Source organism: Xanthomonas sp. AC360 (assembly GCF_979258225.1).
On sequence record NZ_OZ409846.1, the window covers coordinates 4,504,689 to 4,524,632 of the forward strand.

General features: G+C 54.5%; 15 protein-coding genes and 2 pseudogenes. 2 read left to right on the forward strand and 15 right to left on the reverse strand.

The annotated features are described in order from the left end of the window. The first annotated feature begins 82 nt into the window (after positions 1-82). Positions 83-2,164: a glycoside hydrolase family 97 protein gene (locus tag ACZZ0O_RS19280; RefSeq protein ID WP_463591586.1), complete on the forward strand. Its 2,082-nt coding sequence runs from the start codon at positions 83-85 to the stop codon at positions 2,162-2,164. A gap of 60 nt (positions 2,165-2,224) precedes the next feature. On the opposite strand, the pseudogene ACZZ0O_RS19285 reads toward ACZZ0O_RS19280, so the two are convergent. Next, positions 2,225-2,420: pseudogene (locus tag ACZZ0O_RS19285) on the reverse strand (hypothetical protein); the annotation flags it as partial. A 55-nt stretch (positions 2,421-2,475) separates the two neighbouring features. On the opposite strand from ACZZ0O_RS19285, the gene ACZZ0O_RS19290 reads away from it, so the two are divergent. Beyond that, positions 2,476-5,250: a TonB-dependent receptor gene (locus tag ACZZ0O_RS19290; protein WP_463591587.1), complete on the forward strand. Its 2,775-nt coding sequence runs from the start codon at positions 2,476-2,478 to the stop codon at positions 5,248-5,250. Between the two features lie 788 nt (positions 5,251-6,038). Here ACZZ0O_RS19290 and ACZZ0O_RS19295 read toward each other — a convergent pair. From ACZZ0O_RS19295 to ACZZ0O_RS19360, 14 genes and pseudogenes are all read right to left on the reverse strand, one after another. After that, positions 6,039-7,655: an alpha-glucosidase gene (locus ACZZ0O_RS19295; protein WP_463591588.1), complete on the reverse strand. Its 1,617-nt coding sequence runs from the start codon at positions 7,653-7,655 to the stop codon at positions 6,039-6,041. Positions 7,656-8,291: 636 nt separating this feature from the next. Next, positions 8,292-8,783: a DUF4189 domain-containing protein gene (locus ACZZ0O_RS19300; RefSeq protein WP_463592494.1), complete on the reverse strand. Its 492-nt coding sequence runs from the start codon at positions 8,781-8,783 to the stop codon at positions 8,292-8,294. 249 nt (positions 8,784-9,032) lie between these two features. Further along, positions 9,033-9,174 (reverse strand): annotated as a pseudogene (locus ACZZ0O_RS19305) (type IV secretion system protein); the annotation flags it as partial. A gap of 349 nt (positions 9,175-9,523) precedes the next feature. Beyond that, positions 9,524-10,626 (reverse strand): IS3 family transposase gene (locus ACZZ0O_RS19310; protein ID WP_463592495.1). Its coding sequence is split into 2 segments (ribosomal slippage): positions 9,524-10,368 and positions 10,368-10,626, totalling 1,104 coding nucleotides; the frame shifts between segments, so codons are not numbered across the junction. Between the two features lie 728 nt (positions 10,627-11,354). Beyond that, a complete protein-coding gene (locus tag ACZZ0O_RS19315) occupies positions 11,355-11,894 on the reverse strand; it encodes a DUF4189 domain-containing protein (RefSeq protein ID WP_463591589.1) in 540 nt (179 codons plus the stop codon). A 29-nt stretch (positions 11,895-11,923) separates the two neighbouring features. Continuing rightward, positions 11,924-12,520, reverse strand: a complete 597-nt coding sequence (locus ACZZ0O_RS19320) for a type IV secretion system protein (RefSeq protein ID WP_463602851.1) — start codon at positions 12,518-12,520, stop codon at positions 11,924-11,926. A gap of 218 nt (positions 12,521-12,738) precedes the next feature. Continuing rightward, positions 12,739-13,038, reverse strand: coding sequence for a hypothetical protein (locus ACZZ0O_RS19325; RefSeq protein WP_463591591.1), 300 nt, complete (start codon positions 13,036-13,038; stop codon positions 12,739-12,741). Further along, complete coding sequence (locus ACZZ0O_RS19330; protein ID WP_463602911.1) at positions 13,028-13,585, reverse strand: DUF4189 domain-containing protein; 558 nt, start codon at positions 13,583-13,585, stop codon at positions 13,028-13,030. Before ACZZ0O_RS19330 ends, ACZZ0O_RS19325 begins: the two co-directional genes overlap by 11 nt. 40 nt (positions 13,586-13,625) lie before the next feature. Further along, a complete protein-coding gene (locus tag ACZZ0O_RS19335) occupies positions 13,626-14,795 on the reverse strand; it encodes a TrbL/VirB6 family protein (protein ID WP_463591593.1) in 1,170 nt (389 codons plus the stop codon). 56 nt (positions 14,796-14,851) lie between these two features. Further along, positions 14,852-15,625 carry a hypothetical protein gene (locus ACZZ0O_RS19340; protein WP_463591594.1) on the reverse strand — a complete coding sequence of 258 codons (774 nt, stop codon included), beginning with the start codon at positions 15,623-15,625 and terminating at the stop codon, positions 14,852-14,854. A 70-nt stretch (positions 15,626-15,695) separates the two neighbouring features. Continuing rightward, positions 15,696-18,128 carry a VirB4 family type IV secretion/conjugal transfer ATPase gene (locus ACZZ0O_RS19345; RefSeq protein ID WP_463591595.1) on the reverse strand — a complete coding sequence of 811 codons (2,433 nt, stop codon included), beginning with the start codon at positions 18,126-18,128 and terminating at the stop codon, positions 15,696-15,698. A gap of 93 nt (positions 18,129-18,221) precedes the next feature. Further along, positions 18,222-18,524 (reverse strand): VirB3 family type IV secretion system protein, encoded by a 303-nt coding sequence (locus ACZZ0O_RS19350; protein ID WP_055850146.1) that lies wholly within the window; start codon positions 18,522-18,524, stop codon positions 18,222-18,224. Position 18,525: 1 nt separating this feature from the next. Then, a complete protein-coding gene (locus ACZZ0O_RS19355; RefSeq protein WP_463591596.1) occupies positions 18,526-18,918 on the reverse strand; it encodes a TrbC/VirB2 family protein in 393 nt (130 codons plus the stop codon). A gap of 190 nt (positions 18,919-19,108) precedes the next feature. Continuing rightward, the gene (locus ACZZ0O_RS19360; protein ID WP_463602912.1) at positions 19,109-19,924 is read right to left on the reverse strand and encodes a lytic transglycosylase domain-containing protein; all 816 of its coding nucleotides are present in this window, start codon (positions 19,922-19,924) and stop codon (positions 19,109-19,111) included. Positions 19,925-19,944 lie beyond the last annotated feature (20 nt).

Below are 19,944 nucleotides of genomic sequence, written 5' to 3' on the forward strand. Positions count from 1 at the left end.
GGCAGCGAGCGCACAGCACGGCGCTTGCACGGTGTGCCGCTGCATAGTCGCCGCTTCTGCAACGGTCGCCTTGGGAGGGGATATGCCGCTGTCTTTACGTCGAGCACGCTCGACATTCGGCGCCGCCTGGATCGCGCGGCTGCTGGTTCTGACCTGCTTCGGCAGTCTTGCCTCGCTAGCGCACGCCGAGGTCACCACCATCGACGTGGCGTCGCCCGGCAAGGTACTGCAGGTAAGCCTGGACCTGGACGGCGGCACGCCGTACTACCGTGTGCAGCGGCTGGGACAGCCGGTCGTACAGCGCTCACGGCTGGGCTTTACCTTGCGCGATGGCCGTCTGGACCGCGGATTGGTGGTGCGTTCGCAATCACGCCAGAGCCATGACGACACCTGGGAGCAACCCTGGGGCGAAACACGCCTGGTGCGCAATCATTACAACGAACTGCGCGTCACCCTGGGCGAACGCGACGGTGCGCAGCGCAGCTTCGAGGTGATCTTTCGCGTCTACGACGACGGCGTGGGATTTCGCTACCACTTCCCGCAGCAAGCCGGATTGCGTGAAGCGATCATCGACGAGGAAGTCACCGAGTTCGCCATCGCACAACCAGCCGAAGCATGGTGGATTCCCGCAGGCGAGCCGATCCACTACGAGTATCTGTATCGGCGCACGCCGTTGAATCAGGTCGCACTGGCGCACACGCCACTGACGCTGCGCACCGACAGCGGGCTGCACATTGCGCTGCACGAAGCGGCGTTGGTGGACTACGCCGGCATGTGGCTACGTCGCACCGACGACCAGCGCCTGCGCGCGCAGTTGTCGCCGGCCGCCGAAGGCTGGAAGGTGCGCCGCAGCCTGCCGTTCGATACGCCGTGGCGTACGCTGCAGATCGCCGATCAGGCCACCGGCCTGGTGGAATCCAACCTGATCCTCAACCTCAACGAACCCAATGCGCTGGGCGCAGTGGACTGGGTCAAACCGTCCAAATATGTCGGTGTGTGGTGGTCAATGCATCTCAACCAACAGACCTGGGCCACCGGGCCCAAACATGCGGCCACCACCGCCACGACCAAGCGCTATGTCGACTTCGCCGCCGCACATGGATTTCGCGGCGTGCTGGTGGAAGGCTGGAACCCGGGCTGGGACGGCGAATGGTTCGGCAACGGCGGTAGCTTCGATTTCACAAAATCCACGCCGGATTTCGACCTGCCCGCACTGAGCACGTACGCCGCAGCCAAAGGCGTGCATTTGATCGGCCATCATGAAACGGGATGCGCAGTGGACCATTACGAAGACCAGATCGCCGAGGCGATGGACCTGTACGCACGCTTCGGCGTGGACTCGGTGAAGACCGGCTATGTCTGCGACGACGGCCAGGTGGAGCGACGCAACCCTGCGGGCGGTGCACCGTTGCGCGAGTGGCACGATGGCCAATGGATGGCGCGCCATCATCTGCGTGTGGTGCGCGAGGCGGCCGAGCGGCATATCGCAGTCAATGCACATGAGCCGATCAAGGACACCGGCCTGCGCCGCACCTATCCCAACTGGATCTCGCGCGAAGGCGCGCGCGGCATGGAATACAACGCCTGGGGCCAGCCGCCCAATCCGCCGGAACACGAGGTCAACCTGGTGTTTACGCGCCTGCTCGCCGGGCCGATGGATTACACGCCGGGCATCGTCAGCCTGAAGGGCCGCAACGGCCAGGCCATTCCCAGCACGCTGGCGCGGCAGCTCGCACTGTATGTGACGCTATATAGCCCGATCCAGATGGCCGCCGATCTGCCCGAGCATTATCTGCAACATCGCGACGCGTTCCGCTTCATCGAAGACGTGGCGGTGGACTGGGACCAGACCCGCGCGTTGAATGGCGAAGTGGGCGATTACGTGACCATCGCGCGCAAGGATCGGCACAGCCGCGAATGGTTCCTGGGCAGCATCACCGACGAACACGGCCGCCTGCTGCAGGTGCCGCTGGGTTTTCTCGAACCCGGCGTGCGCTACACCGCGCAGATCTATCGCGATGGCGACGACGCCGATTACCTGAGCAACCCGTTTGCCTTTGTGCGCGAAGAGCGCCAGGTCGGCAGCAGCGACACCCTCGAACTGCGCCTGGCACCTGGTGGCGGACGGGCGATCCGCTTCGTCCCGCTGGATGGCAAACGTTGAGTGATGCATCGCAGCACGCTTCGGTGCCGCCGACGCCAGTGATTGCATCTCACCACCGCGCCCCATCGCCACAGGTCGTGCATCGCGCCCATGCGTGATCTGCAGCAGCAGCTTCGTGCGCTGGATGCCTTGCGTGGAATCGATTTCATTGCGGTTGTGCGGGTTGAATACGTATGCAGCACCCGTTTGCATGCGGGTGCGGTGTCTACCATACGTTGCAGTCGTGACGTCCGTCCGGGCGTGCGACGCATGACATCCAGGCGTCTGCCGGATCAAAAAATCAAAGAACAACATGTACCTGGGAGGGGAAAATGTTGAAGCACAAGCGCTCTGCGCTGAGTATCGCCCTGGCCGTTGCCACGGCACCGACGCTGGCTGCCGCGCAGTCGGCAACGCCTGCACAAGCCACCACCACCGAACAAACCGCATCCAATCAACAGAACGGCGCAGTCACCGAGTTGGACAAGGTCCAGGTAACCGGCCTGCGGCGCGCGATCGAAGGTGCCATCTCGGTCAAACGCGACTCCACCTCGATCGTGGAAGCCATTTCGGCCGAAGACATCGGCCGCCTGCCCGACGTCAGCATCGCCGAATCGCTCGCGCGCCTGCCTGGCCTGGCCGCGCAGCGGGTGGCCGGTCGCGCGCAAGTCATCAGCGTACGCGGCCTGTCGCCGGACTTCTCCACCACCCTGCTCAATGGCCGCGAAGTGGTCAGCACCGGCGATAACCGCAGCGTGGAATTCGACCAGTATCCGTCCGAGCTGGTCAGCGGCGTCACCGTCTACAAGACCCCGGACGCCGGTTTGGTGGGCCAGGGCCTGTCGGGCACCGTCGATATGCAGACCGCGCGCCCGCTGAGCTACAACGAGCGGGTGATCGCCATCGGTGGCCGCTATCAGCGCAATTCGTTGGGCAAGGCTGCCAACGTCGACCCTTACGGCAACCGCTTCAACGTCAGCTACATCGATCAGTTCGCTGATCGCACCATCGGCCTGACCATCGGCTACGCCCACACCGACATGCCGATCCAGGAAAACCAGGTGGGCTTGTACGAACCCTGGCAGCAGGTCAATGCACAGCGTCAACGCCCTGGCGTGGCCGACGGCGTGTATTTCTCCGACGGCATCAAGGCGCTGCGCCGCACCGGCAACCAAAAGCGCGATGGCGTCATGGCCACGCTGCAATACCGCCCGTCCAACGCCTGGACCAGCACGCTCGACGCCTTCCACACCAAGGCCGAGCAGATCGACACGGCCAACCAGTTCGAGCTCAACCTCAGCAACTACAACGGCGGCTACACGCCGGGCCTGAATATCACCGACGTGCGCGTCAACGACAACAACAGCTTCATCGGCGGCACCGCCAGCGGCGTCTACCCGCTGGTGCGCGGCATGTACAACAAGCGCGAAGACAAGATCGAAGCGTTCGGCTGGAACAACGAAATCACCGCCGGCGCGGTCAAGATCATCGCCGACCTGAACTACTCCAAGGCCACTCGCGACGAGTTGAACATGGAGAACAATCTCCAGCGTGCCCCCATGCCACAGTTGGACACCGTTGGCGTGTCGGTCGTCGGCAACGGCTTCTCGCAGCTGGCGCCGGGCATGAATTATTCCGATCCGGGTGAGCTGTTCCTCACCAACACCATTTACGGCTCCGGTTATGGCAAGGTGCCGCGTGTGGAAGACGTGCTCAAGGGCGCGCGCCTGCAGGCCAGCTTCCCGATGCCCGAAGCGCTGAGCTGGTTCTCGGATCTGGATGTCGGCGTCAACTACGCCAACCGCGAAAAGCAGAAGACCCAGCCCGAAGGCAACATCACGCTGGGCGCGCAGGGCGAGGCCACGGTGGCAGCGGATCTCCAATACGCACCGGTCAATCTCGGCTTTGCCGGTCTCGGCTCCCTGCCCGCGTGGAATGTGCCGGCGGCGGTGTCGCGCTACATGCTGTTCAACCCCAGCGATGATGCCTCGTTCCTGGTCTCCAAGGCATGGACGGTCGAAGAGAAGATCACCACCGCCTGGCTGCGCGCCAACATCGATACCGAATGGGGCGAGGTCGGTGTGCGCGGCAATATCGGTGTGCAGCTGCAGAGCGCCGATCAATCCTCGCAGGCCAATTACTGGGATGCCTCGCAGCCGCCTGGCAGCGAAGTGCGGCCCATCGACGATGGCAAGAAGTATCGCGACTGGCTGCCCAGTTTGAACCTGGCTTTCCAGTTCCCGTACGAGCAGACACTGCGCTTTGCGATGGCCAAGCAGGTGGCGCGCCCACGCGTAGACCAACTGCGTGCCTCGCTGGAGTTTGGCGTGGACACCTCGACCGGCCGGCCCGGCGCCAGCGGCGGTAACCCGATGCTCGACCCATGGCGCGCCAACGCCATCGACCTCTCGTACGAAAAATATTTCGCCGAGCGCGCGTATGTCGCGGCCGCCTTTTTCTACAAGGACCTGAAGAGCTACATCTACACCCAGAGCCGCGACAACTACGATTTCTCCGCATTGGTCGCCGGCTACGTGCCGCCACCGGGCTCGGCACCGGTGCTCACCACCGGCACCTTCAGTGCACCGTTCAACGGCAAGGGCGGCACGCTGCGCGGCGTCGAGCTCACTGCATCGCTGCCGCTGGATCTGCTGTTCGCACCTTTAGAAGGCTTCGGCATCCAGGCCAGCGCCACCTTCAACGACAGTGACGTCAAGATCCGCGACCCGGAAAGCGCCTCCAGCGTCGGTGATGGTGAAATCAGCCTGCCCGGCTTGTCCGAGCGCGTCTACAACCTCACCGCGTATTACGAGCACAAGGGCTTCGAAGCACGCGTCAGCCAGCGTCGCCGCTCCGACTTCATCGGCGAGATCGGCAACTTCAACGGCAACCGCACCCTGCGCTACGTCGTCGGCGAAAACATCACCGACGCGCAGATCAGCTACAACTTCGCCGAAGGCAGCACCCTCGATGGCCTCACCCTGCTACTGCAAGCCAGCAACCTGAGCAACTCGCCGTACCGCACCTACGCAGAAACCAAGGACCGCCCGCTCGAATACATCGAATGGGGCCGCACCTTTGTGCTGGGTGTGAACTACAAGTTCTGAGTGGTTGGTATCACCACGTTCTGGAGACAAGACGCCTGAGTCGCTTCCGAAACGTCGGGTGAGCGTAATACCCCAAGTGCGCCTTCCACATCGGAAGGCGAACGAGACGCTCAAAGCCGCAGCGATCAAGAACAGCAAGATAGGCCCCTCTCCCACCGGGAGAGGGGTTGGGGTGAGGGTACGGCTCCCTCCCTTCCCTAAAGCCCAGGCATCAATGCTACAAAATCGATATTACTTCCGACGAAGTAAGCTCCGATAAAAGCAAGAAGCGTAGAGCACCAAACGACATTTCCATTGCGCCCCCTACATAAAAAAGACCCGCCGACATCAAGCCGGCGGGTCTTCTTTTTGAGATCTTCACCACGAAGTCCAACCTAACGAGATCGCGTAAGACAACTTGCAGCACATCCTTTCCTGTCACAGGCAACAGGTCCTAAGCTACGCGGCATAAGACCGACCTTCGAGCTGCACGCAGCGCATATGCGCTTAGCGACCCACTCGCAAAGGCAGCGGGCTGTTTAAAGAAGCCTTGCAGCGAGTCGCCGCTAGCCATAACGCCGAATGCTAGCCAAGCCAGCTAACAGATCGGAAGACGCATCAAAATTTATGCGCTCCTGACGACACCCTGCCACTCACTAGTGAGAAGGCCTGCAACGCCAGGGCTTCTCAACGATCCAGTACGCGAGAAGATCAGCCTGCTAAAAAGAACGGAGCGACATCGCAAAGAATGCCGCACCGTTTTTCAAAGCCATCTCAAGCTCACGCGTGGAAGTTGCAGCTAGTCGTACTCAGCCACCACCTACCGCAGCAACAACCGCATGCCCGGCCAACCTGATGTGTCCGCCCTCGATCGCCCCACGCTCAACACCAGGCACATCGATCTGCTCCCACTCGCCGGCAGGCGATGCCAGGTCGGCAGGTTCGCCAGACAGATTGAATGCAAACAGCACGACCTGACCCGCATGCTCGCGCCGAAACATCAGCACAGGCTCGGCCGTGTCGTAGAAAGCGATGGATCCCTCACGCAACGCCGGCATTTCCTTGCGCCAGGCAAGAAACGCACGTACTGCGCTCAACACAGAATGCGCATTGTCCTGCTGCACACTCACCGCAGCGGCACGATGTGGCTCCGCCAGCGGCAACCACGGCTTGCCACTGGTGAATCCAGCAGATGGCGCGTCGGTCCATGGCATCGGCGTACGGCAGCCATCGCGGCCCTTGAAGGTCGGCCAGAACGTAATGCCATACGGGTCCTGCAGGTCCTCAAATGCCACGTCCGCTTCGCCCAGACCTAGCTCCTCGCCCTGGTACAGGCAGATCGACCCACGCAGCGAACACAGCAGCGCCACCACCATCCGCGCAAACGCTGGCGACGCATGTTCGCCACCCCAACGCGTTACCGCGCGCACCACATCGTGGTTGGAAATCGCCCAGCACGGCCACCCCTCCAACATGGTGGCCTCGAGCCGGCTCACCGTCTCGCGGATATACGCGGCGCTATAGTCCTGCACCAAGAGCTCGAAGCTGTAGCCCATATGCAAGCGGCCCTGGGCGGTGTACTCGGCGGTGGTCGCCAGCGAATCCTCCGACGAAATCTCGCCCAGGCTCACCGCGTTCGGGTAGCGATCCAGCAGTGCACGCAAGCGCTCAAGGAACGCAAGGTTCTCCGGCTGCGTATTGTTGAAGTAGTGGTACTGATACGCGTACGGATTGTCCGCACTGAATCCCCGCCCTACTCGCTTGTCCGCTGGCTTGGCCGGGTTGTCGCGCAGCTGCGCATCATGGAAACAGAAGTTGATCGCATCCAGCCGGAAGCCATCCACGCCCCGATCCAGCCAGAAACGCACGTTGTCCAAGGTCGCCTGCTGCACCTCTGCACTATGGAAATTCAGGTCGGGCTGGTCCACCAGGAAGTTGTGCAGGTAGTACTGCTCGCGCCGCGGCTCCCACTGCCACGCCACGCCACCGAACAATGACAACCAGTTATTCGGCGGAGTCCCATCCTCGCGCGGATCGGCCCACACATACCAATCGGCCTTCGGATTGGTCCTGTCCTGACGGCTCTCCTGGAACCACGCATGCGCGATCGACGTATGGCTCAGCACCTGGTCGATCATCACCTTCAAGCCAAGCCCATGCGCCTTGTCGAGCAAGCGATCGAAATCGTCCAGCGTCCCGAACAAGGGATCGACCGCGCGATAGTCCGCGATGTCGTAACCAAAATCGGCCATCGGCGACTTGAAGAACGGCGAGATCCAGATCGCATCCACCCCCAACCCGGCGATGTAGTCCAGCTTGGCGATGATGCCGGGCAAATCACCGACCCCATCGCCATTGGAATCGAGAAAACTACGCGGATAGATCTGATAGATGACGGCCCCGCGCCACCATAGTGTCTGCAACATGTACGCCCCTCCCGGGCCAATGCGGGCGCGAGAGGGCGCCCAGCTAGTCGCACTAGCGTAGCTGCGCCACACAGCACAAACGCATTCGTGCATACGTATTCATCGATAAGCGACGATCAGAAAGCAGCCAAATCAAACAGCCTTAAATGGCTCGCACTAGCCAATTTTGAATCTTGTTCAGACTGCAGCTCTCCTAAGTCCTCAGCCCGAATAAATTTTTACAAAAGAATCGGGTTAAAAACCACATGCCCTGCATCACCGATTTAATACCACACCATCTTTGATGCTAATCAGAAAATCCAATAAGAAAAATTAAGTTCAGAAACTGATATATTTCAAGAATACTCAGAATAGGCAAAATTAATCATCTGACATTTCGCATCCGAACCCGCCCTACTTCCACATTTTTTTGTATTACGAGAAGCGATACCAATACTTTTTTATATCTATTGACTTATTAGCTTAACCCGAGACCGGAACAGAAAATGCGACGCACTTATTCCCATAGGTGAACGCAACTTTATAAGAATTCACGCCTTTCTTTGACAAAATGTCGAGCACCTCACGTTAAGTTTCTGTTTTAGATAATATCCCTACCGCTTTAAATGGAATTAAAATTTAAAAAAAACCGGCTTACTACATGCCGAGTAAACAACACGGCATCCTCCCCCCGTTTTCATCGCAATTGGAAACGGACCGCTTAGATGCGAAATCGATGCTTGGCCCCAGTCCAGTAGAAGCAGGCATATATTTGACGGTAGGCCACGCAAGCGCAACGCACTGATTACGGTACGTCGTCACCACCTTACATCTTTTTGCTCCCGCCTCGGAACATGTAGCTAAGGCTTGAGCTTTCGCCTTGGACTTGTCTGCCAGATCAGAGGCCGTACCTACATCAGCCGTATCTTCGTCAACAGCGATCGCCCCCCATCGAGATTCCCACTTACCAAGCGGCGTGGCTCTTGGAGCTTCTACATCTTCCTGACCACTTGAGGAAGTCTGCGGAGAAGGGCCGCAGACAGCGGAACCAGCCGTTGCACCGATTGAGCAGGCAGTCTGTGCAGCGGCTTCCCCAGAATAAAAAGAAGATAAAATTAGCGCACACAACGTTGATAGAAAAATCTTCATCCGCTTACCTCCAAATTCATCCAGAACCAAATAGAAATTACGCTTGGTCACTGTTATTGTAACCACCCTATGACCCGGCGACTAGTTCATTGGATTGCTGTTGACCTCTTATCGCTGGATTAGTGACGCCTGAATTGGCGCTACTAATACTACGATCTTCTCTGCCACCGTCTGAAGGCTGCGGCGGGACGTAACAATAAGATCCCGGCGGCTGCCCCTGCGGTCCTGGCCGACTCGCTGCTCCGGAATACCGATCCCATAAAACAGCCAGCGTTGGAATAGTGATTTGGTCTGCTCGAATAGTAGACATAGAGTGAAAAAAAGGCCCAAAGCCGACGAACAATGTCATAGCAATGCGATAAAGTAGCATCATGGAACCAGCGAAAACTGCGGATCAAATTGCCCGAAGCTCGATCAACAAATTTTGAACCCCTTTCTTTGCGGAACTTGGCGAGCTAACCCCGTCAAGCCGCTCGCCACTCCGAAATTGGATGACTTACTCCTCACCCAAGACGAGCGGAACAGTTGCCAAAAGGTTCCCTAACGATGCCGCCAAAATTGCCCAATTACTTCTAAATAATACCTTAAAAACCAAGGCGCATGGTTCCGAACTTCTCATTGATGCGTTTACCCTCGCCTGTTCCTTCCGAGCTGCAGGAGTCTAGGTAAGATTGACGAGCATTTTTCGTCTTGTTTTCGCTGTAGCCGCGACGTCCCCCCGCCCTGCGTAGCGGTCGGGTTTAGAGTCCAGGGTTGATGATATCGGTGTTTGCTAAATGTTGGGCATAAGCAGCCGGCGTCATGCCGCCGATTGCCTTCTTGGGTCGTTCCTCGTTGTATTCGCGTCGCCAGCGTTCGATCTCGGTGCGCGCATGCAGCAGTGTTGGGAACCAGTGTTCGTTGAGGCATTCGTCGCGTAGCCGGCCGTTGAAGGATTCGACGTAGGCGTTCTGGTTCGGTTTGCCTGGCTGGATGAGCCGCAACTGCACGCCACGGGCATGTGCCCAGACGACCATGGCCTTGCCGCAAAACTCCTTGCCGTTGTCGGTACGGATGACCTGAGGCAAACCACGACTGAGGGCCAGCCGGTCCAGCACCCGCGTCACGCCATGGCCCGAGATTGCACGCTCCACCTCAATGGCCACTGCTTCGTGTGTCGCGTCGTCCACGATCACCAGACACCTGATCACCCGGCCTTCGGCAGTACGGTCGAAGACGAAGTCCATCGACCACACCTGGTTGGCCCGCGCCGGCCGAAGCAGCGGCTGGCGCTCGCCCACCGGTACTTTTTTCCGCTTGCGGCGACGGACTTGTAGCTGCTGCTCGCGGTACAACCGCTCGACCCGCTTGTAGTTCACCAAGCGTCCTTCCTGTCGCAGTTTGAGATAGATCATTCCCACGCCATAACGGCGATGGCGATGCGCCAACGCACCGATACGTTCGCGCAGTTCGACGTTGCGATCTTCGCGCGGGCGATAACGCAGTGCACTGGCGCTCATGCCGATCACTGCCAACGCATGACGCTCGCTAGCACCACGCCCGATCCACTCGCGCACCAGCGTACGACGTGCCGGTGCGCTTACCACTTTTTTCGCAGTGCATCCTTGATCAAGTCGTTCTCGAATAGCTGCTCGGCTAGCAACTTCTTCAGTCGCGTGTTCTCGGCCTCAAGGTCCTTGAGCCGCTTGGCATCGGGTACGCTCATCCCGCCGAACTTGCTGCGCCACAGATAATAGGAAGCCTCGCTGAAGCCATGCTGCCGGCAAAGGTCCTTGATGGCCACGCCCGCTTCAGCCTCGCGCAGGAAGCCGATGATCTGCTCTTCGGAAAAACGCTTCTTCACGTCCAATCTCCTCGGGATAGGGAATTGGACTCCAAACTGATGCGCTACTCAAAATTGGGGGGACGTCGAGGACAGACGGGCTGGCTGACTTCTCTCAACCTCATTATCAGGCGGAATGTATACATATGAGCCAGCCGGCTGCCGTTGTGGACCGGGACGATTCACTTAACCACGAGCCCCCTGCGCTGCCCCCCCCCCTTGCCGCGCAGGGCGCAAACGTACCGGGTGCGCTCTCAAAGAGCTACGTCCATCGGCTTTGGAGCCTAAGCTACGAAGCCGATGGACGTAGCAATATCTCTTGACCTCTCGCCCAATCTATCTCAACTGAAAGCAAGTTAGAAACCCAACCGAATCGTGCCAAATTTTTCGTTGATTCGTTTGCCTTCACCGCTAGACTCGGAGCTGCAGGAGTCTAGATACGATTGACGGGCATTCTTGGTCTTGTTCGCGCTATAACCGTGACGATCAAAACGAACTATCTTAAAGTAATCCGCCATCGGCTCAGCGCAACTTTTACCGGTGCTGGCCCCTACTAACTTGCCAGACATACACATTAGAGTCGCACAAGCATCACCAGCTTTAACTGAAGCACTTACAGTCATTAATGAAAATACGCAGAGTAATAAGAATTTCACCACACTCTCCAACATGGGTTTATTTCAATAGAAAATTTCACTTCGATTGTTGTGACCACCTAAGCCTCTAACCTCAGCCTGCCTATCTAAATTTCAGAATCTCTCAAAAATTTGCTCAGAACATGCAGAATAAATTATGCTACAACTCCCTCTTTCGCGTGTTTTCTCGCAGAGTGATATTGCTTTTGAACTAGCTATTTCTACAGATCTTTCGCTAACGACAGCACTTTTGCCTAGTCTAGATTTTGGAAAAGCATATGCAACACATTGATTCCTGTAAGAAAGAGCGATATTACAATCTTTCTCGCCACCTTCGGAACAACGCGCCAAGGCTTCTGTTTCCGCCTCTTTTTTTGAGAGCTTCCCAACCGCTGCACCTGAACCACTGGTAGGAGAACTTGCAATCGCGCCCCATGTTTTAATCCAGCGGCCTAAGGGAACAGCACGAGGAGCAGGAATTTCTTGGCTCGAAGCATAACCAGTAGAAGACGAAGGCGCTGGCCCACATGTCGCACTACCCGCGGCTGTTCCTATTGGACAGGCGGTCTGAGCTTCAGCAATACCATCAAAGGTGAAATTGCATGCCAAAAAGAGAAAGGCGAAACCACCGCTTTTAGCCAAAGAAAATCTCATCAGAGTCACCATCAAGTAAGTAGAATTCTTTAGGTATTATCCGAAGAAGCTTGGCCTCTGGTACCTGCTAGCACTGTTGTAGAACTTTGCGGAGCTCCCGTTCTTACTGTTGGTAAGCTTGAGGAGGGTTGACTAGTTTGCTGACTTCTCTCCACCTCATTCTGAGGCGGCATATATCCAGATGAACCTGGCGGCTGCCCCTGCGGGCCCGGGCAGCTCGCAGCACCAGAAGCCCCAGTCGCCGCCCCCATTGCCGCATATGGTGTAAATGCGCCAAGCGTGCCCCGGAAGAACATCGTAGCCATCGGAGGTGCAGTCAGGATTAGTGTGGTCAGAATCAAGTCCATGCCGCCTTGCTGCAGTGCTTGTCCACTAATACCCGATGTAAAATCCTGCCTCAAAACGGAATCCAGCAGCGAAGAACCCCAAAAGGCATACGACACTTTGGTAACCAGGTCCAAGGCGATAGATGTCATGACTGCTAAGACCGACATGGAGAAGAAAGTACTGATTACATAGAACAGCCAGCGTTGGAATAGTGATTCCGTCTGCTCAAGTAGCAGACACAGAATGAACAAAGGCCCAAAACCAACGAGCAGTGCCATCGCGATGCGGTAGACCAGCATCATGGAACCAGCGACAACGGCGGATTAAATTGCCCGATGCTCGATCAACAAATTTTGAACCCCTTTCTTTCTTTGAGGAACTTGGCGAGCTAACGCCGTCAAGCCGATCTTCATTCCAAAATTGGATGACTTCCTCCCCACCCAAGACGGCAGGAACAGTTGCCAAAACACTCCCTGACGATGCCGCCAAAATTACCCAATTACTCCTGAAAAACAACTTAAAAACCAAGACGCATGGTTCCGAATTTCTCATTGATCCGTTTACCCTCGCCTGTTCCTTCCGAGCTACAGGAGTCTAGGTAAGATTGACGAGCATTTTTTGTCTTGTTTTCGCTGTAGCCGTGGCGGTCAAAACGAACTATTTTGAAATAATCTGCCATTGGACCGGCACACCCTTTACCAGTACTGGCTCCAATTAACTTTCCTGACATGCACATTAGTGTTGCACAAGAATCAGCCGCACTGGCGGGCCCACTAATAATCTGAAGAAAAAGAATAAGAAAAAAGCTATACTTCATAAACCCTCCATTGCAAATAAGTATTGACGCTATCAATACTTATGGAAAATCGGGAGACTACATGCTGAGTACACACTTCTGCAGCCCCCCCAAATTTATTGCAATTAGATACGGACCTTTCTATAGCAATGGTCTCATTGTCGTTTAGGCCAGTAGAAAATTTCTTATTTTCTACTGAAGGCCACGCCAGTGAAATACATTGATTACTATATGCTGCAACCGTTTTGCAATCCTTAGAACCGTCTGACTCACAATCTCTTTTGGCTTGAGATACAGCTTCCGATTTACGCCCGAGATTATTAGAAGTGCCAACACTTCCTGTAGACCCATCGACAGATATTGAACCCCATCTGGACTCCCATTCACCATTTGGCACGGCGCGAGGAGGAGGATTTTCTTCGACGCTTCCTCCTCCCGCACTTGGCGATGGACCGCATAAAGCGGAGCCTGCTGCAGTACCAATTGGGCAGGCAGTTTGTCCCGAAGCGGATGGAACAAAAATGACAGAAATAAACACTACTAAAATAAATAAATTCAAATTTTTCATAACATCTCCTATGAAACGGATCCGCCAGCCCGAACTCATATCAAACAGCTCCCCGGTCTTGATGAGCTCCCTTTGAACCCGCTAGCATTTCACCCGATGACGTGGTGTTCATTCTAGGAACACTGACCCGAGTACCGTTAGATTCTTCTCTACCTACATCAGATGGTTGAGACGGAGAGTATCCGTATGATCCAGGCGGCTGCCCCTGCGGTCCTGGCCGACTCGCTGCTCCGGAAGCTCCAGTAGCAGCACCCATGGCAGCATATGGAGTGAACGCACCTAATGTGCCCTGGAAGAACATCGCAGCCATGGGTGGCGCCGTCAGGATCAGAGTGGTGAGGATGAGCCCCATACCCCCCTGTTGCAGAGCCTGGCTACTGATACCGGAGGTGAAATCTTGACCGAGCACCGACCCTAGTAGCGAAGATCCCCAGAAGGCCATGGACACTTTGGTGACCATGTCCAAAGCAATGGATGTCATGACTGCCAGCACGGACATAGAGAAGAAGGTACCGATTCCATAGAACAACCAGCGTTGGAATAGTGATTTCGTCTGCTCAAATAGCAGACACAGAATGAACAGAGGCCCAAAGCCAACGAACAGTGCCATCGCGATGCGGTAGAGCAGCATCATAGAGCCTGCAACAACTGCAGGGCCGCCAGTGCCAACGCCAACCATCCACATCGCTCGGGACTTCTGTGAATCCAGCGTCGGATCTTGCACGACATCAAGAACGTCAATGCTAGACAAGGCGACCTGCATCCATCCCAAGCTCTCGTCTACCTGATCTTCTGGCGTCTTGTTTTCGCCCGTGATCGCATACGCAATTTCTTTTTTTACATCGTCATTAACGAATTTCTGAATGAAAGGACTCGACATCCCGATCGATGCCGCTATTGTGACGATCAATGCGCTTTTACACATCGTCACGATGAATGCGGCCATCGATTCACGGCTACGCCCGGTGATCATGTTGAAGCCCTGAATCATCACCCAGATCGTCAGCACGATCATCGCGACGCCTGAGACCCAGAGCGTAAACCGTCCCAGCAGATCGGCCTCAAACTCTGAGATTCTATTCGTCAGATAGCTCATGATCTGGCGATAGAACACGAAGTCTCCGACCGAAGAGACGGCCGGATATGGACTAAATGCCTGAACAATCAGGTGATTCATCCATTGCCCAAAATTTGAAATTCCATTTGTCATTACAACACCTCAATCAACGATTCGGGCAACGACGAACATTTCGACAACTCCACTCACTAGTCTTCCAGCGCTTTAGCGAGAGCAGCAGTTTTCACAACTGTCCCCAATATACTCTGTTTACCACGCAGCATATCTTGCGTCAGGGCGCGCTGATTATCTTCTAACGCGGCGATATACGTATCATACCCCTTGACTTGATTATTCACCTGCTCAAAAGTCTTGGTCATGCGCGCATTGGTATCATTTAAAGAATACATTGAAGAATTCAGATCGCCAGGCTTTACACTGAAATTGCGCAAAGACATCAATTTATTCAAACTCTGATCCATAGTCGGCATAGTTTCAGCTAGAAAACCGACAACGTAGTTGTAACGCTGATTCTTCATATACTGAATCGCTACGCAGAGCTGCTTTTGCTGCTCGCGTGGATTACTATTCGCAAACCCGGTAGAGCTACTAAGCATGCTTGTGATGGACGATAAGCTAAAGCTGATGCCACCACCGCAACGCTCAAATCCAAAGTTGGCCGATACCGGCTCAAGTTTGACGCCACTTGGCAATCCAAAAGTACTAATCATCGACTGCAACTGAACGAGGTTCTTCTGAAGAAGGTCAAACTGAGCAGTGTACTGAGTGTATTCAGTGCCCCACTGCTGCACTGTGGCAAGCATATTTCTGATAGATTCTCCAATCGCAGCCACGTCAATAACCGGAACGCCAGTAGCTCCTGCATTAAGCGGCACCAAGGTCAAACCAAGGCTGGCATACAAAGAAACCGCCAAGATCCGGGCTTTTAATTTTGGAAATCCAACTTTCAACTGACGACTCATGGAAACTCTCCTATTATTCATAGTTGCGACAACAGCTACCGAATCAAGCATCAAACAATCAACCGCTTATCTAAACTACTACTTTCCCTTTGCCGGAGCCCTTCCTATCCCTGTAAAAAGCCGGCAGCCACTCGTTTGGCGGTACATCATTTGCGTTGACGTGTAGCCGAGCAGCCGCATCATTGACTGAGGCATGCATGATTTCAATATTGTCGGTCGAGGCTGAAATCACTGCTAATGCATCGTCCATGCCTCGTAGATTGAGCTGGCAAACGCTGGAAGCGTGTCCTTGTTTGACAAGGAAACACCGTGAGCGCTCGTCTAATCCAATTACAACCTGATACTCCGCCTCGCTTAACTTCAATCCATTGATGTAGTCATCACGATCCGCGTTGGGATTAGGCAGAAGAATCAACGTCGCTGTTTGCTCGATCAACGCAGCCGAGATGTCGCTCTTCAAGGCGTCTTCTGGGCTCTGGGTCGCGAAAATGCCTAGACCATTCTGTTTACGAATGGTTTTTTGCTTGTTTTTCGCAAAGTCTTTCAAGGCACCGCCGCCATCAAGGATTTTCCAGAATTCATCCATGACGTAGATCAGCGGACGACCATCAATCAGAGTCTCCAACTTGTGGAGCAGATAATTAATCACTGGCACACGCACTTCAGGATTATCGATGACGTCCGTATAGTCGAAACCAATGATATTAGCGCGAGACAAATCGATAGTATCGACGGGATTGTCAAACACCCATCCAAGAGAGTTACCGGAGGTCCATCGACGCATACGTGCGAACAAGCCGTCATCACCCATATTGGGTAAGCTTTTCTGGAAGTTAGTCATGCTGCGCAGATGCATTGGTGTATCGAGCATATTTTCAACCGCTCGGAAGATGTCCTCTTCTTCTCTCGAACTGTATTCGCGCTTACCTGCCAGCACTTTAATCAAATCCGCTAAAAACTGCACATTACTTTCATTTCTTTCGCACTGGAATGGATTGAAACCGGTAGGCATCCCATTATCAAGCGCAAGATAATTGCCACCGCAGGCGCGCACGAAAATTTCGGCACCACGATCTTTGTCAAAGAAGAAAATTGTCGGCGCAGGTTCATACTTTTGCACTTGACTCAACAAAAAGTTGATAAGTGCTGTCTTACCCGTACCAGACTTACCAATCACCATTGTATTGGCGATCGCTTTCTCTCCAAATGAATTTTCACCCGGGTGAGTCGCATGAAAGTTGAAGAAGTAAGGCTGACCATTCGTGGTCTGGAGTGTAGTAACACAATCACCCCAAGGATTGTTACTTCTCTTGCCCGTCGCAAAATTATGGAGCGGCGACAAACCGAGAAAATTCAATGAACTGACACTGGCGATGCGTGTGCGATACCGCCAGTTACCCGGCAGCTGCGAATAAAACGACGATGCGACTGCAAGGTCTTCCTTAGCAGACACAAACCCCCCGTTTGACAATTCCGCGCGCGTAGAAGCGATATTTTGCGTCAAGGTTTCCTGACTGTCCGCATAAACAGCCATCGTGAAATGGTACTCACCAAGTACGAAATTACCGGAGGCAATCTGGTCCATCGCCATATCCAGCTCTATGATCTGGCTAACCGCTTTGTCTCCGGACGAGATCATCATTCCCTTTGTACGATCCAATACGCGCAGAGCATCCTGACGCCCGATAGGACTAAAAGAATGCGTAATCACATACTCAAAATCCAAGTATTTCAATCCATTCAAAATTCCTGGATATGTCCCCTCAGCATACTCTTTGACATTCAAAAGCGCGCCAAAATGGTTTACGCCATTAGGAGTATTGATTACGTAATCACCGCTTTTGGAGGAAAACATATGCCGACTAACAGGCAAATATTCATTGACTGGCGCAGTTAAAACTGGGACCGGCTCATCAATTCGGTTGATAAGATAAGCAAAGAACTCTAACGTCTCTGAAAAGACCACCCCATTTTTTGCTTCATAGATACCGAGGCGATAGGGAGCATAGTCCCGGATGACCGCCTCAACGTTGCCGGCGAGCTCGATCAGCTTCGCCACAGCCTGTTCTTGCGCGGCCTGCAACCGCTTGATGTCCTTAGATTTTTCTGCAAATCGCTTGCCGGCAACCATTGGCCGGTAAAGCATCGTCAAATAGAGCTCGTTTTGCATAAGCCGCTGAGACGACAACATTTCAAAGTATTTTTCAGACAACTGCCTGTTAAATAAATTACTGTAACTACCTTTCTGAGTAAGCTTTCTTCTGCGCCGCACGTCATGCACCCAGAAAGCAACATTCACAAAATCTGGCGCTCGCAAGGTCTGAAGCAATCTATTAAAGGTATTATGCCGGTGTTCAAGTTCCCATTCATCACGACCAACAAACGGCAAACCTTCCAAGTGCCATGTCAGCAAGTAGTCGCCCCCAGTCGTCTTGACTACATTGGGCGCAACATGAGACGAGAAAGGAATGAATTCGCTTATGGAAGTATCTGGGTTGAACATCAGCTTGACCTAGCCCCTGTGGGTAACACTGAAAACACAAGGAAGTCGGCGCCTAACGACGCCGACCCCCAGACTATCAAAAGCCCACCGATTTCACGGTGGCGGACTTTTCCGATAACTATTGGGTGTAAAAATCCATTTCCCTGAGTTGGCGCGAACATTCCTCACTCTGAATTTGAACTGCCAGCGTAACCCCAACAAGCGGAAAATCATCTCATCACGCCGCGCCATTTGACGCATTATGAAAATGATGACAGGAATCAGAAAAAGGTATAACAAATTGGTATACATGGAGAAAACAAGCGTTCCGCCCGCACCGATAAAAAACGGAACATAAGGCACACCCAAGAACATTGCGGGCCTGGTGCAACCGCGGAAGACGACGTTTTTCTTCATATCAAGCAGTCAGGAAAGGCATGCTATGGGTGACAAATGCGTTCACCGCTCCGCAGGAGCCACCAGCTCCAGTACCCAGCAGCATACGAGCAATCTGGCCAGCTGCTCCAATCAGAACACCACCGATCAAAATGGGCGCCACATCGCCAATCCGCTTATGTGCAAAGGCAATTTGATAACCTGCAAAAATCACGGCGATAGTGACCACTGCGATCGAAGCGATGTTGAGAATCCCGGTGATACTGGTAAAAAAATCACAGGTCTTTGTGTCGGTACCACCAAAGTTTTGCGCGAACGCTGACGATGCAGACAAGGCTGCAACAAATATTGCCGACTTAACAACGGTCTTCGCGGTTTGCTGGATTTCGGGGGAAGTGAATTTGGCATGTTTCATTGTAAATCTCCTTGTTAAGGCCCAACATGGTGCTGCACCTACCGGATCGGCCATGCCGGAGGCTAGAAAACGAATGCCGCGTCCCCTATTTTCACACTTTGCTGCTGTGAAGGGGGTGGTACAACAGCAGCGCTGCCAGCGGCCGCTTGCTTTGGAAGGGTACCTAGTATCACCGGTACCTGTGAACTCATCAATACGGCAACTTCTCCGTCGCCCGAAAGGCTTGGAGGTGCTTGAGAGCCATTTGGCAATCGTGACGCGTTTGCAGGCCTTGAACCCGCCATTTGCGTGCCCCCCCCGCACTTCGCTGGGCCTGGGGGAAGGAGCCCACTGCCCTGCCCTGGTCTGCGCGCTTCAACCCAGCCTCTATGCCAGCGGCATTTTGAGGAAATACTTGAGCCACATCTTGCTCCGGTACTGAGGTAGCGCTCTGTAAACGGTCATCTATCACACGCGACAACACACGATCCGGCAACGACTGGAGGGATGCTTTGACTGATTTCACCGGCTGCCGGACTTGACCCTGAAATTGGCCGATCAGCGGGATAGGAGCCGCACCCGACGTCGTACTGGCTTGTGCCATCGAATTGAACACCTTTTGCACATAGCCATGCCGAAAACCAGTCACAAAATTCCCTGAGTAGTAGCAACTCAATGCCTTTCCCCAATCTTTTCCAGAGCGCTGATAGCATTCAGAAAGGATAGCGGAGCCGGCTTTCAAGTTCGGGCACTGCTGGAATGCTTGCTCATAAGACTGCAAACCATATTTCGATAGGTTGTAGCGATTTACTTGAGCAAGTCCAAGCGAAAAGTTGTAGCCTTTCTCCTGGAGCATCTGAACAGTGGATAGTGCTTCGCCCAAATTCTTTGGCTGCCGTACAAGTCTTCCCCCCACAACCCCAATAGCATAGGGATTATGAGAAGACTCGACGTGGACGACGTGCTGCATCACCGAAAGCGGAGCAGCCATTTCTCCACATGCCATCATTTCGATTCCAGGAAGCACGCTATACTCCTCTCTCGTCG